This is a genomic window from Pseudomonas savastanoi, assembly GCF_020917325.1.
Lineage (GTDB): Bacteria > Pseudomonadota > Gammaproteobacteria > Pseudomonadales > Pseudomonadaceae > Aquipseudomonas > Aquipseudomonas amygdali.
In genome coordinates this window covers 353162-367416 of sequence record NZ_CP076652.1, presented here as the reverse complement: position 1 = coordinate 367416, position 14255 = coordinate 353162, and the positions used below count along the sequence as shown (strand labels likewise).

Here is a 14255-nt window from a genome sequence, read left to right as displayed (position 1 = left end):
GTTCATCTCGCACCTTGGTCTGACACCTCGGGTGACGTCGGTTGAGGCGCTGAACGGACGCAGACGACTGACAATTACTGTCTATGCTTATTCCAAAAAGCACGTTTTAAAAAATTTTATACACGCTTAGGGTATATATACCGGACCACCGGACATCGTGATGTTTTCCAGCCGCACTTGATGCGGTCTACTGCTACGAGGTTCCGATGGTCCCTTTCACAACTACCCCTGTGGATAAACCCAGGGCTGTACCTACTGACGGTGAGCGACGCGAGTCTGATCCGGCGGCGGTAGCAGCCCACCACGTCGAGGCTTCACAAGAGCCTGACGTAGCTCCCCGACTGCTTGCGGCCAAGGTGTTGCAAAACGACGCCGAGGCCATTGCAGCCGCTCATGAACTGGCAGCGGCAGCCAGGATCAACGCTGCAAACCGCGATCGGCAACGCGCTTTGCCGTGGGCTGAAATCGAACAATTCACCCGTAGCGGACTGGGCAGCATATCCATCCCGCGCGCGTACGGCGGGCCGCAAGTATCGTTCGTCACGGTGGCCGAGGTGTTCAGGATCATTTCTGCTGCCGACCCCGCATTGGGACAAATTCCGCAAAATCAGTTTGGCATCCTGCACCTGCTGCAGGGCAGCGCCACCGAACAGCAGAAAAAAACACTGTTTCAGAGCGTGCTGGACGGCTGGCGCATCGGCAACGCCGGGCCGGAGCGTGGCACCAAAAACACGCTGGAACTCAAGGCACGGATCACCGCCAATGGCGACCGCCTGACCATCACCGGACAAAAATTCTATTCCACCGGCGCGTTGTTTGCGCATTGGGTCGCGGTCAAGGCGCTGGATGATCAGGGCCGGCAGATCATGGCTTTCGTCAAACGCGGCACACCGGGGCTGCGCATCGTCGATGACTGGTCGGGCTTTGGCCAGCGCACCACCGCAAGCGGTACCGTGCTGCTCGACAATGTTGCGGTCGACGCCGGGCAGGTGGTCGACAACTGGCGTCTGGCCCTGACGCCCAATATTCAGGGTGCGGTATCGCAGTTGATCCAGGCCGCGATAGACGCGGGCATTGCTCGCGGTGCAATTGATGATGCGATTGCGTTCGTTCGCGAGAAATCCCGTCCGTGGATCGACGCCAACGTCGAGCGTGCCAGCGACGATCTCTACGTGATTGCCGACATCGGCAAGCTGAAACTTGAGCTACACGCCGCCGAAGCCTTACTGCGCAAGGCGGGTCAGGAACTCGACGAAATCAACGCTGCGCCCATTGATGAACATTCGGCAGCCCGCGCCTCCATCGCCGTGGCGCGTGCCAAGGTACTGACCACCGAAATCTCCTTGTTGGCCAGCGAAAAGCTGTTCGAACTGGCGGGCAGCCGCGCGACCCTGGCCGAGTTCAATCTCGACCGCCACTGGCGTAACGCACGCGTCCATACCCTCCACGACCCGGTGCGCTGGAAATACCACGCAGTCGGCACCTGGCATTTGAACGGCACCCTGCCTGCTCGCCATTCCTGGATCTGAACCAGACCACTGGAGAACACCTTTGATGAGTTCCAACCTTCAGGCGCGCGACAACGCAGCGCTGATTACCAGTGACGCTCAGGCCCTGCAAACAGCCCGCGAACTGGCCCTGCACTTCAAGACCGACAGCGCACAACGCGACCGCGAGCGTCGTTTGCCTCATGCCGAACTCGACCTGTTCAGTCAGTCCGGTCTGTGGGGCATCAGTGTCCCGAAGACCTTTGGCGGCGCGGGTGTTTCAAACGTGACGCTGGCCAAGGTGATACAGCTGATTTCCGAAGCCGATGGCTCGCTGGGCCAGATTCCGCAAAACCATTTCTACGCCCTCGAGGTGTTGCGCGTGAACGGCAACCCGCAGCAACAGGCGCAGCTGTATGCCGAGGCGCTGGCTGGCGTGCGGTTCGGCAACGCGCTGGCCGAACTGGGAACCAAAACGGCACACGACCGCACCACTCGCCTGACCCGCGACGGCGACGGTTATCGCATCAACGGACGCAAGTTCTACGCGACCGGCGCGCTGTATGCGCAACGTATTCCCACCTCGGTGATCGACGACGAGGGTGTGCAGCAACTGGTTTTCGTCGCGCATGACAGCGAAGGCCTGACCGTCATCGACGACTGGAGCGGTTTTGGGCAGCGCACCACGGGCAGCGGCTCGGTGCTGTTCGACAACGTGTACGTCCGCGCCAACGACGTCGTGCCGTTCCAGAGCGCTTTCCAGCGCCCCACTACAGTCGGGCCGCTGGCGCAGATTCTTCATGCCGCTATCGACACCGGCATCGCCCGCGCAGCCTTTGAGGACGCCTTGACCTTCGTGCAGACGCGCACCCGGCCTTGGATCGACTCGGGTATCGAAAAGGCCGTGGACGACCCGCTGACGCTGCACAGCTTCGGCAAGCTGGGTATTCGCCTGCACGCCGCCGAAGCACTGCTGGAGCGGGCCGGGGAGTTTCTCGACGTTGCCCAGGCAGACAGCAATGCCCGCACCGTGGCCGCCGCATCAATAGCCGTGGCCGAAGCCCGCGCCATCAGCACGGAGATTTCCCTGGCGGCTGGCAGCACGTTGTTCGAACTGGCTGGCAGTCAATCGACACTGGCTGAACACGGCCTGGATCGCCACTGGCGCAATGCGCGCGTTCATACGCTGCACGACCCGGTACGCTGGAAGTTTCACGCCATCGGCAATTACTACCTCAACGACACCAATCCTCCGTTGCGGGGGACGATCTGATGGCGCGTAAAAAGATCCTCCTCAACGCGTTCAACATGAACTGCATCGGCCATATCAATCATGGTCTGTGGACGCATCCGCGTGACACCTCAACGCAATTCAACAGCCTGGAATACTGGACCGAGCTGGCGAAACTGTTGGAGCGTGGTCTGTTTGACGGTTTGTTCATCGCCGACATCGTGGGCGTGTACGACGTCTATCAGAACTCGGTGGACGTCACCCTCAAGGAAGCCATCCAGTTGCCGGTCAACGACCCGCTGCTGCTGGTTTCGGCGATGGCTGGCGTGACCAGACACCTGGGCTTCGGCCTGACAGCCAACCTGACCTACGACGCGCCCTATCTGTTCGCCAGACGCATGTCGACACTCGATCATCTGAGCCGTGGCCGGGTGGGCTGGAACATCGTGACCGGCTACCTCGACAGCGCGGCTCGGGCGATGGGTCTCACCGAGCAGAACGAGCACGACCGCCGTTACGATCAGGCCGATGAATACCTGGAGGTGCTCTACAAGCTCTGGGAAGGCAGCTGGGAAGACGATGCCGTCATCAACGACCGCGAGCAGCGCGTCTATGCCCAGCCAGGCAAGGTGCACAAGGTACGGCACCAGGGCGAGTTCTATCAGGTCGAGGGCTACCACCTGTGCGAGCCGTCACCGCAACGCACGCCGGTGCTGTTTCAGGCTGGCAGTTCGGAGCGCGGCCTGCAGTTTGCCGGGCAGAACGCAGAATGCGTGTTCATCAGCGGCCAGAACAAGACCGCGACCCGCGAGCAGGTAGACAAGGTGCGCGCCAGCGCAGTGAAGGCCGGGCGCAACCCGGAGGACATCAAGGTGTTCATGGGCCTTAACGTCATTGTCGCCGCGACCGAGGCGCTGGCTCGGGAGAAACACGCCGAGTACCGCCACCATGCCAGCGCCGAAGCAGGCGTGGCGCACTTTGCGGCATCGACCGGTATCGATTTTGCCGAATACGAACTGGACGAACCCATTCAATACGTGAAGAGCAACGCCATTCAGTCCGCGACCAGAAACCTGAAAAACAACGACTGGACCCGCCAGAAACTGCTCGATCAGCACGCGCTGGGCGGCCGTTATATCACCCTGGTCGGCTCGCCTGAACAGGTCGCTGATGAGCTGGAATCGTGGATTGCAGAAACCGGCCTGGACGGTTTCAACCTGACCCGCATCGTCACGCCAGAGAGCTACGAGGACTTCATCGATCTGGTGATCCCGGAGCTGCAACGCCGCGGGTCCTACAAGACCGCTTACGAAGACGGCAGCCTGCGCAAAAAACTGTTTCCGGAAGGCACCGACCGTTTACCGCAACGGCATGGGGGGGCGGCACACCGGCCTATTTGATGACGACATGCGCCCCCCATGCTGAAGCGCCTGGCGTTGTACACAAGTCTCGTGGGAGCGAGCTTGCTCGCGAAAGCGATTGGCCAGACGCCCTGCTTTCTGCGGCTGCACTGGCCTATTCGCGAGCAAACTCGCTCCCACATGACCGATGCGCTGCGGGGGCGGCACACCGGCGTAATTGATGACGACATGCGCGCCCACGCCGAAGCACTTGGCGTTGTACACAGATTTTGTGGGAGCGAGCTTGCTCGCGAAAGCGATTGCCCAGACGCCCTGTTTTCTGTGGCTGCACTGGCCTATTCGCGAGCAAGCTCGCTCCCACAGGACCGATGCGCTGCGGGGGATGCACACCGGCGTAGTTGATGACGACATGCGCGCCCACGCCGAAGCACTTGGCGTTGTACACAGTTTTTGTGGGAGCGAGCTTGCTCGCGAAAGCGATTGCCCAGACGCCTGCTTTCTGCGGCTGCACTGGCCTATTCGCGAGCAAGCTCGCTCCCACAGGGCCGATGCGCTACGGGGATGCACACCGGCGCAGTTGATGACGACATGCGCCCCATGCTGAAGCGCCTAGCGTTGTACACAGTTTTTGTGGGAGCGAGCTTGCTCGCGAAAGCGATTGGCCAGACGCCTTGTTTTCTGCGGCTGCACTGGCCTATTCGCGAGCAAGCTCGCTCCCACAGGGCCGATGCGCTGCAGGGGATGCACACCGGCGTAGTTGATGACGACATGCGCACCCACGCTGAAGCGCTTGGCGTTGTACACAGTTTTTGTGGGAGCGAGCTTGCTCGCGAAAGCGATTGGCCAGACGCCCTGCTTTCTGTGGCTGCACTGGCCTATTCGCGAGCAAGCTCGCTCCCACAGGATCGATAAGCGCAAGACGTGGGAACGAGACTTAGGGATTTTTAAAAGGACCACATCATGAGCAAAACCCTCGCTGCACTGGCCCTCGGGCTGTTGACCCTGACCGCTTACGCTGACGACAAGCCCTTGAAAGTCGGCACCACGGCAGCCTTCGCCATACCGCTTGAAGCCGCTGTCGAAGAAGCTGGCAAGCAGGGCCTGAAAGTCGAGCTGGTCGAATTCACCGACTGGATCGCACCCAACGTCACCCTCGCCGCAGGCGATATCGACGTGAACTACTTCCAGCACATCCCGTTCCTGACCAACGCCAATGAAGCCGCCGGTTTCGGCCTGGTGCCCTATGCGCCGGGGATCATCAACAACGTGGGTCTGTACTCGAAAAAGTACAAAAGCTTCGATGAGCTGCCAACTGGCGCAACCGTGGCCATTGCCAATGACCCGATCAACAGCGGACGCGGCCTGCAATTGCTGGCCAAGGCCGGGCTGATCACCCTCAAGCAAGGCGTCGGCTACAAGGCGACCGAGGAAGACATCACCGCCAACCCGAAAAAGCTCAAGATCATTCAGGTTGAAGCCGTGCAACTGGTGCGCGCCTACGATGACGCCGATCTGGTACAGGGCTACCCTGCCTATATCCGTCTGGCCAAGACCTTTCCCGCCGACTCGGCCATCCTGTTCGATGGTCTGGACCACCCGGAATACGTCATTCAGTTCGTGATCAAACCTGATCATAAAGATGATCCGCGCCTGGCGAAATTCGTCGATATCTATCAGCACTCGCCCGTCGTCCGCGCTTCGCTCGACAAGGTCAACGGCAAGCTTTACCAGGCGGGATGGAAAGAATGACCGCAACCGCGCAACGCCAACTGCCAATCAACACCCCGAGCGCAAGCACACTGGCGCAACAGGCCGAACTGCATCCGGAACTGAATCGCGCCCATGTGCGGTTCATCAACCTGGGCAAGACCTATCACGGCAAGCAAGGCCCCGTTGAAGCGCTGGGCAATATCGACCTGGCTGTCCAGCGCGGCGAGATATTCGGCATCATTGGCCGCAGCGGCGCAGGCAAGTCCTCGCTGATCCGCACCATTAACCGCCTGGAACAACCCAGCAGCGGCCGGGTGCTGATCGATCAGGTGGACATCGGTGAGCTCGACGAAGACAAACTGGTGGAGCTGCGCCGACGCATCGGCATGATCTTCCAGCACTTCAACCTGATGTCGGCCAAGACCGTCTGGCAGAACGTCGAACTGCCGCTCAAGGTCGCCGGTGTGCCCAAGGAGCAACGCGCGCGCAAGGTCGCGCAGTTGCTGGAACTGGTGGGTTTACAGGACAAGCACAAGGCGTACCCCGCGCAACTGTCCGGCGGGCAGAAACAGCGTGTCGGCATCGCCCGCGCGCTGGTACACGACCCGGCGATTCTGTTGTGCGACGAAGCCACTTCGGCGCTGGACCCGGAAACCACCCAGTCGATCCTCGGCCTGCTGCGCGAGATCAACCAGCGCCTGGGCCTGACCATCGTGCTGATCACCCATGAAATGGCGGTTATCCGTGATATCTGCCACCGCGTGGTGGTGCTGGAACAGGGGCGAGTCGTCGAGCAGGGGCCGGTATGGCAGGTGTTTGGCGACCCGCAGCACGACGTCAGCAAAACCTTGCTGGCTCCGCTGCAAACCGGGCTGCCGAAAGAGTGGGCAGAGCGCCTGAGCGATCAGCCGCAACGATCCGATGCGGCCCTGCTGCTGGACGTGCATTTCACCGGTGTCAGTGACGAAGGGCCGGATCTGGCCGCGCTGTTTGCCGCGCTGGGCGGCAAGGTGCAATTGCTGCAGGGCGGCGTCGAGCGGATTCAGGAGCGGCCCATCGGGCATCTCATTCTGTCGGTTGCCGGCTCGCCACACAGCCGGGAAGAACTGCTGGCGCGCGCCCGCACACTGGCGCCACGCGCGGAGGTATTGGGTTATGTGGGTTGATCGCTTGCTGCAAGGCACCCTCGACACGTTTCTGATGGTCGGTGTGTCGTCATTGATCGCACTGCTGCTGGGCATTCCGTTGGCAGTGATTCTGGTCACCAGTTCCAAAGGCGGCATTTACGAAGCACCGGGGATCAACCGGGTGCTGGGTGGCTTCGTGAACCTGTTTCGTTCGATTCCGTTTCTGATCCTGATGGTCGCGCTGATTCCGTTCACGCGGATGATCGTCGGCACCACGTATGGCGTATGGGCAGCCGTCGTGCCGCTGACCATTGCCGCCACGCCATTCTTTGCGCGGGTCGCTGAAGTGAGCCTGCGGGAGGTCGATCATGGTCTGGTCGAGGCCGCGCAAGCGATGGGCTGTCGGCGCTGGCATATCATCTGGCATGTGCTGCTGCCGGAGGCGCGTCCCGGTATCGTCGGCGGCTTTACGATCACGCTGGTGACCATGATCAACTCATCGGCCATGGCCGGTGCCATCGGCGCAGGCGGGCTGGGCGACATTGCCTATCGCTACGGCTATCAGCGCTTCGATACGCAGGTGATGCTGACCGTAATCGTCTTGCTGGTGGCGGTCGTAGCGCTGGTGCAACTGGGCGGTGACCGGCTGGCGCGCAGCTTCGACAGGCGCTGAGCAGCCGAAACGCAGCGAGGGTATATTGGCGGTCTTCCTTTACCGGACCGCCCCTGATGAAACTCGACCCTCAGACGCTTGCGCAGATTACCTCGACCACCGTCAGCCATTACAACAGCGTGGCCGACGAATTTCGCGAAGGCACACGCGACCACGACGTCAGCCAGAATATCGATGCCCTGTTGCGGCATATCGAAGGCCCGGCACCGTGGCAGATTCTCGACTTCGGCTGCGGGCCGGGGCGTGATTTGAAGACGTTCACAGCGATGGGCCATATGGCGGTCGGGCTCGACGGCTCCGAACGTTTCGCCGAAATGGCCCGCGCCGAGACCGGATGCGAAGTGCTGCAACAAAACTTCCTCGAACTCGACCTGCCGCACGGCCGCTTCGATGGCGTTTTCGCCAACGCGGTGCTGTTTCACATCCCCAAACAGGAGCTGCCGCGCGTCCTGCGTCAGTTGCATGACGCGCTCAAGCCGGGCGGCGTGCTGTTCAGCTCCAACCCGCGTGGTGAGAATCAGGAAGGCTGGAACGGCGAGCGTTACGGCGCGTACCACGACCTCGAAACATGGCGCGAACTGCTGACCGAAGCCGGGTTTAGCGAGCTGGAACACTACTACCGCCCCGCCGGGTTGCCGAGAGATCAGCAGCCTTGGCTGGCAAGCGTCTGGCGGCGTCAGTGATGTGCGGCGCTGCGCAGTTCGTGTGCTGGTACTTCTGACAGTATCGTTCAGCAACCGGTGCGCCTTAGGATAGATTCAGCCACTTAAACAGGCGGCTTGTATCCCTCCGAATCGATCAAAGGAACTGATCATGGCGACCGAATATCTGAAAAATGGCGATTTCAGCGACAATCTTACTCACTGGACAGCCCCAGCGGGCTTTGAGCCAGATTTCAAGCCCATGGAAGGTGAAGGTCAAAGCATCAAGCTGAATACCGGAGTGACCGTAAGCCAGTCGATTATTGAACTGCCCCCCCAGCGTCTGCATCTCGAGTTCGACGTTCATAACGCAGAGAACGTAGGCGAGGTGTTTTTCGTTGTAGTCGTGGGCGGCTACAACATTGAGGGCGCGATTAATCTGACGCAGGTCGTAAACTTCGCAACTCAGGAATGGGTGCATTATTCTGGCGACTTCGATTTCCAGGCGCAGCTCAGGAAATGCTTCTTGAATATATCTGCCCCGGCGGACACCTCCAGCTTTTCGCCTTCAGGCCTGACAAAGGCCTCGCCGTTCGGCCCAGTGCGGTTCGCCAACCTTAGCCTGACTTCGTCCGACTAATTACCGCACCAGCGACTCTGCCACCTGTCAAAGGTGGCAGAACACATATTACTCAATGCGCAAGCCGTACCTGCTCATCGTCATCCTTGTCCGCCGCTTCGCGACGCTGTTCGTCGGTTGGTTCCTTGATGCGGTACCAGGCCACGTACAACGCAGGCAGGAATAGCAGGGTCAGCAACGTGGCGATGATGATGCCACCGATCATGGCGTACGCCATCGGCCCCCAGAACACTTCCCGCGCAATGGGGATCATGCCCAGGCTCGCCGCGGCCGCGGTCAGCAAAATCGGGCGGCGGCGGTGCTCGGTGGCTTCGACTACGGCGTCCCACGGCAGGTAGCCGCTCTTTTCATAGGCATCGATCTGGGTCACCAGAATCACCGAGTTGCGGATGATGATGCCGATCAGCGCCAGTACACCGAGAATCGCCACGAACCCCAGTGGCGTCCCTGTCGGAATCAGCGCCAGTACCACGCCGATCAAGCCCAGAGGCGCGACACTGGCCACCAGAAACATCTTCTGAATGCTGTGCAACTGAATCATCAGGAACGTTGCCATGAGGAACAGCATCAGCGGCGCAACGCTGGCGATCGGCCCCTGCGCCTTGCTGCTTTCTTCGACCGTGCCGCCCGTTGCAACCTTGTAGCCGACCGGCAGGCCAGCGGCGAACTTGTCGATTTCAGGTTGCAGCTGTTTGACCAGATCGGTTGGCTGAATCGCGTCCCGTACCGCGCCTTTCACGGTGATGGTCGGCATGCGATCGCGGCGCCAGACCAACGGCTGCTCCAGCTCGTAACCAACGGTGGCGAACGCCAGCAGCGGAATGGATGCTCCAGTCTGGGTCACGATTTGCAGGTTCTGCAGGGTTTCCGGCGTGCCGCGTTCTGCGTCTTCAGCACGTCCGATCACATTGATCAGATAGATATCATCACGCACCTGGGTCACGGTAGAACCGCTGACCACGCTGTTCATCAGCTTGGCGACGTCTTCCGACGACAGGCCCAACTGCCGGGCCTTGTCCTGATTGATATCGATGCGCAGCACCTTGCCCGGCTCGTTCCAGTCGTAGATCACTTCGCCCACATGCGAGTTGTGATCGAGCAGTTTGGCCAGCTCGATGGCGTGCTGGCGCACCTTGTCGATGTTCTCGCCGCTGACGCGATACTGTAACGGACGACCCACCGGAGGGCCCATCTCCAGCGCCTGCACATACGAACCGATGCCGACGAAGTCATCACGCAAGCGTTTTTGCAGACGGGCAGTCAACGCGCCCCGCTCCTCCAGGCCTTTGCTGACAATCACCAGCTGGGCGTAGAACGGGTTTTCCAGTTGCTGATCAAGGGGCAGGTAAAAACGCAACGCGCCCTGGCCGATGTAGGTGCTCCAGCGCTCGATGTCCGGATCGTCCTTGAGGCTCGCTTCAAAGCGATCCACCACCTTGCGCGTTTCGTTGATCGAGGCGTTCTGCGGCAGGTTCAGGTCGACCAGAATTTCCGGGCGGTCCGAAGACGGGAAGAACTGGTTCTGCACGAACTGCATGGAGAACAGCGACGCGGCGAACAACCCTACCGTGATGGCAATTGCCAGCCAGCGATGACGCATGGCCCAGAGCATGCTGCCGTTGAATGCCCGGCCGATGCGGCCCGGCTCTTCGGACTTCGGCTTGATGTTGGCGCTCAGAATGTGCACGCCGATCACCGGTGCGAACAGAACGGCGACCAGCCACGACACCAGCATCGCCACGGCAATGACAGCAAACAGCGTGAATGTGTATTCCCCCGCAGAGCTGTTGTTCAGGCCGATCGGCACAAAGCCGGCCACGGTCACCAGCGTACCGGTGAGCATCGGGAACGCTGTCGAGGTATAGGCGTACGTTGCGGCCTGCTCCTTGGAGTCCCCCATTTCCAGCCGTGTGACCATCATTTCCACGGTAATCATGGCGTCATCCACCAGCAGGCCGAGGGCGATGATCAGCGCGCCGAGGGAAATCCGTTGCATGGTAATGCCGCTGTATTCCATGAACACGAACACCATCGCCAACACCAGCGGAATCGAACACGCGACCACCAACCCTGCGCGAAACCCGAGGCTGACGAAGCTGACCAATAGCACGATAATCACTGCCTCGAACAACGCGCTGGTGAAGCCGCCCACAGCCTTGTTCACCACCTCGGCCTGATCCGACACCTTGTGCACGCCAATGCCGACTGGCAGCTCCGCTGTGGTAGCGTCCATACGTTCGTGCAGCGCCTTGCCGAACGACTGGATATTGCCGCCCTTCTGCATCGCGATGGCCAGGCCGATCGCCGGTTTGCCATCGAAGCGGAACAGCGGCTTGGGCGGGTCGGTGTAGCCACGGGTTATGTCAGCAATGTCGCTCAGACGATAAAAACGGTCATTGATGCGCAGATTGACTGCAGCCAGATCCTTCTCGGACGCGAACTGGCCGGAGGTACGCACCGAGATCCGCTCCGGCCCGGCTTCTATCACCCCGGCAGGCGTCACCGCGTTCTGCGATTGCAGGCTTTGCACCACCTGGCTCTGGTCGATGCCCAATGCTGCGAGTTTGCGTGTCGAGAAGTTCAGGTACACCACTTCGTCCTGCTGACCGATCATCTCGACCTTGCCCAGCCCGGGCACGTCGCGGATGTCGGCGCGAACCTTCTCGACGTAGTCACGCAACTGGCGCATCGAGAAACCGTCTGCGGTAAACGCATAGATCGAGCCGTATACATCGCCGAACTCGTCGTTGAACGACGGGCCTTGCAGCCCCTGCGGGAACTGGCCACGGATGTCATCGACCTTCTTGCGCACCTGATACCAGATTTCCGGTATCGCCTTGGCGCTGGTGGTGTCACGCAGGTAGACGAAGACTGTGGACTCGCCCGGTCGGGTATAGCTCTTCACGTAGTCCAGCGAGTCCAGCTCTTCGAGCTTCTTCTCGATACGGTCGGTGACTTGCTCGAGAGTCTCATCCACCGTCGCGCCCGGCCAGCGGGTCTGGATAATCATGGTCTTGATGGTGAAGGACGGGTCTTCCTCGCGCCCAAGCTTCATGTAGGAAAACACGCCCATCAGCAGCGCGACAAACATCAGGTACCAGACGAACGACTGATGCTTGATGGCCCACTCAGACAGATTGAAATTCCCTTTCATCGCGGGCTTTCCTCATCGACTTTGACTTTCTGGCCCGGCTTGAGGCTGTTGACGCCCGCGCTCACCACTTTTTCACCTGCCTTGACGCCATCGGCCAGCACGAAACTGTTGCTGTCACGGCTGATAATGCTCACAGCCCTCGGGTTCACCGTCTGGTTTTGCGGGTCGACGATCCATATCTGGCTTTTGCCATCGGCCTGCTGCAAGGCATTGATCGGCAAACGCATGCGCGGCGTGATGGTCGAGCTGAGCGTCACGCTGATGGCCGTGCCAAGCCGGAACGCCGCTGGCGTTTGCGCCAGCGTCAGACGTGCACGGCGGGTACGTGTGGTGCGGTCGGCCTGAGGTTCGATTTCACGAATGGTTGCGGTGGTGTTCACTTCCGGGTTCAGTTGACTGGCGACAGTGAATACCACGTCGGACGGCAGCTGGTCGGCCAGTGTGTCAGGGAGGTCGATCACCGCTTCCTTGATGTCCGGCCGCGCCAGGGTCACGACTTCCTGCCCGGCCGTAACAACCTGACCGGCTTCGACTTTCCATTCGGTGACCACAGCATCGTGATCACTGCGCAGCTCGCTGTAGCTCAATTGATCGCGGGCCTGTTGTGCAGCGGCTTTGGCCTGTTCCTGCGACGAGCTGGCGGTCTTCAGATCGGTCAGGGCGATGTCCAGTTGCGCCTGGGCACCCACACCGCGATCAAACAGTTCCTGCTGGCGGCGAGCATTGGCCTGAGCGTTGATCAACTGCGCCTGCACATTGGCCAAGTCGCCCTGCCGGGCACGCACTGTATTCTGCTGATCGGTCGGATCAAGGGTGGCGAGCAAATCGCCTTTCTTCACTTCAGCGCCTACGTCGACGTTGCGCCGGGCAATACGTCCCGCCACACGAAAACCCAACACGCTCTGATAACGCGCCTGAATATTGCCGGCAAAACGCCCGAAATCCTGATTTGACTCAGGCTTGGCTTCGACGAACACGACAGGACGCACCGGCTCCGGAGGGGCCTCGTCCTTGCCGCAGCCACTCAACAGAAAGCCACTGGACAGAAGGCCACCCAACAACAGGCATGACGACAAACGCTTCATGGCTGCACCTGCGCGTTCTGCTGTTTGGGCTGTTCGGCAATCTCGACCTGCATGTCCGGGTGTAACAACTGTCCGCCTGCCACCACGACTTTCTCTCCACTTTTAAGCCCGTCGCCGATGATGACTTTGGCGGTCAGGTAACGGGTGACGGTGACCTTGCGCAAATTGACTTTGCCCTGCTCGTCCACCACCCACACGGCAGGCTTGCCCAACTGCTCGCCAAGGTCCTTGGTCAGCGCCGCCCAAGGCAGCTCGACACTGGCATTGGCCGGTGCGCTCAGCGCCACGCTGACTACCGAGCCCAGGTCCATGCCTTCAGGCAGCGGGTCGAGCGCGATCTTGACCTGTAAAGTGCCGGTTTGCGCCGAGACTGCCGGGGTCACTTCGCGTACTTTGCCGCTGACCTTGATGTCCGGGTTGTCGAGCAGCGTGACCTGCACGGCCTGATCGGTTGGCGGCTTGACGAACAGGGACTCGTAAACATTGAACACGGCATCGCGATCACCGTCGCGTGCCAGATCGAAAATCGGCATCGTGGCCTGCACCACCTGCCCGACTTCAGCCTGACGCGCGGTGATCACACCCGGCGCATCCGCGACCAGTGCGGTATACCCCAATTGTTCACGGGCATTGGCCAGTTGCGCCTGCGCAGCCTTCAACGAGCTTTCGCTGCCGCGCAAGGCGGCCTGGGCCGAGTCATATTCACTGCGGCTGGTATAGCCTTTGGGCAGCAGCTTTTGTTGCCGGACAAAAGCGGCGCGGGCCTGATTCACGCGGGCCTGCTCGGCGGCCACAGAGGCTGCGGCCGAATCGACATTGATCTGCAAATCCTTCGGATCAAGCCGGGCCAGCACCTGCCGGGCCGTTACCCGGTCGCCGACATCGACATTGCGCTGAATGATCTTGCCATTGACCCGGAATGAGAGCCGGGTCTGCACCCGCGCCTGTACATCACCGGTCAGGGCGACACTGGCGGCGAAGTCGGCACTTTTTACCGTCTGCACATAAACCCTGGGCAGTTCGGGCGCCGCCGGTTTTTCCTCGCCACACCCCGTTAACATCGCCAATGCAGCAGCGAGACCGAATGTAACCAGTCTAGAAGGAAGAACGGGCATGCAGACTCCTTGTGCGGCTGCCGGATGCGGG

The 14255-nt window shown here is 60.6% G+C and carries 11 protein-coding genes; 8 read left to right on the top strand and 3 right to left on the bottom strand.

What is annotated here, in order from left to right; all coding sequences use genetic code 11:
- The first annotated feature begins 356 nt into the window (after nt 1–356).
- The 8 genes from KP808_RS01705 (at nt 357) to KP808_RS01670 (ending at nt 8870) form a co-directional block, all read left to right on the top strand.
- A complete protein-coding gene (locus KP808_RS01705) occupies nt 357–1529 on the top strand; it encodes an SfnB family sulfur acquisition oxidoreductase (protein WP_004654156.1) in 1173 nt (390 codons plus the stop codon).
- Nucleotides 1530–1554: 25 nt separating this feature from the next.
- On the top strand, nt 1555–2760 hold the full coding sequence (locus KP808_RS01700; protein ID WP_230017335.1) for an SfnB family sulfur acquisition oxidoreductase: 1206 nt from the start codon (nt 1555–1557) through the stop codon (nt 2758–2760).
- Nucleotides 2760–4118, top strand: coding sequence for an LLM class flavin-dependent oxidoreductase (locus tag KP808_RS01695; RefSeq protein ID WP_230017334.1), 1359 nt, complete (start codon nt 2760–2762; stop codon nt 4116–4118). The genes KP808_RS01700 and KP808_RS01695 overlap by 1 nt, the downstream gene beginning before the upstream one ends.
- Before the next feature lie 921 nt (nt 4119–5039).
- Nucleotides 5040–5828, top strand: a complete 789-nt coding sequence (locus KP808_RS01690) for a MetQ/NlpA family ABC transporter substrate-binding protein (RefSeq protein WP_004654148.1) — start codon at nt 5040–5042, stop codon at nt 5826–5828.
- A complete protein-coding gene (locus KP808_RS01685) occupies nt 5825–6955 on the top strand; it encodes a methionine ABC transporter ATP-binding protein (protein WP_230017333.1) in 1131 nt (376 codons plus the stop codon). Before KP808_RS01690 ends, KP808_RS01685 begins: the two co-directional genes overlap by 4 nt.
- Nucleotides 6945–7589, top strand: coding sequence for a methionine ABC transporter permease (locus tag KP808_RS01680; protein ID WP_044308745.1), 645 nt, complete (start codon nt 6945–6947; stop codon nt 7587–7589). Before KP808_RS01685 ends, KP808_RS01680 begins: the two co-directional genes overlap by 11 nt.
- 56 nt (nt 7590–7645) lie before the next feature.
- On the top strand, nt 7646–8272 hold the full coding sequence (locus KP808_RS01675) for a class I SAM-dependent methyltransferase (RefSeq protein WP_230017332.1): 627 nt from the start codon (nt 7646–7648) through the stop codon (nt 8270–8272).
- Nucleotides 8273–8402: 130 nt separating this feature from the next.
- Nucleotides 8403–8870 (top strand): hypothetical protein, encoded by a 468-nt coding sequence (locus KP808_RS01670; protein ID WP_058402795.1) that lies wholly within the window; start codon nt 8403–8405, stop codon nt 8868–8870.
- A 52-nt stretch (nt 8871–8922) separates the two neighbouring features.
- Here KP808_RS01670 and KP808_RS01665 read toward each other — a convergent pair whose 3' ends face one another.
- The 3 genes from KP808_RS01665 to KP808_RS01655 are packed head-to-tail and all read right to left on the bottom strand — an operon-like array spanning nt 8923 to nt 14224.
- Nucleotides 8923–12024 (bottom strand): efflux RND transporter permease subunit, encoded by a 3102-nt coding sequence (locus KP808_RS01665; protein ID WP_219170789.1) that lies wholly within the window; start codon nt 12022–12024, stop codon nt 8923–8925.
- Nucleotides 12021–13109, bottom strand: coding sequence for an efflux RND transporter periplasmic adaptor subunit (locus KP808_RS01660; RefSeq protein ID WP_230017331.1), 1089 nt, complete (start codon nt 13107–13109; stop codon nt 12021–12023). The genes KP808_RS01665 and KP808_RS01660 overlap by 4 nt, the downstream gene beginning before the upstream one ends.
- Nucleotides 13106–14224: an efflux RND transporter periplasmic adaptor subunit gene (locus KP808_RS01655; RefSeq protein WP_230017330.1), complete on the bottom strand. Its 1119-nt coding sequence runs from the start codon at nt 14222–14224 to the stop codon at nt 13106–13108. Before KP808_RS01655 ends, KP808_RS01660 begins: the two co-directional genes overlap by 4 nt.
- Nucleotides 14225–14255 lie beyond the last annotated feature (31 nt).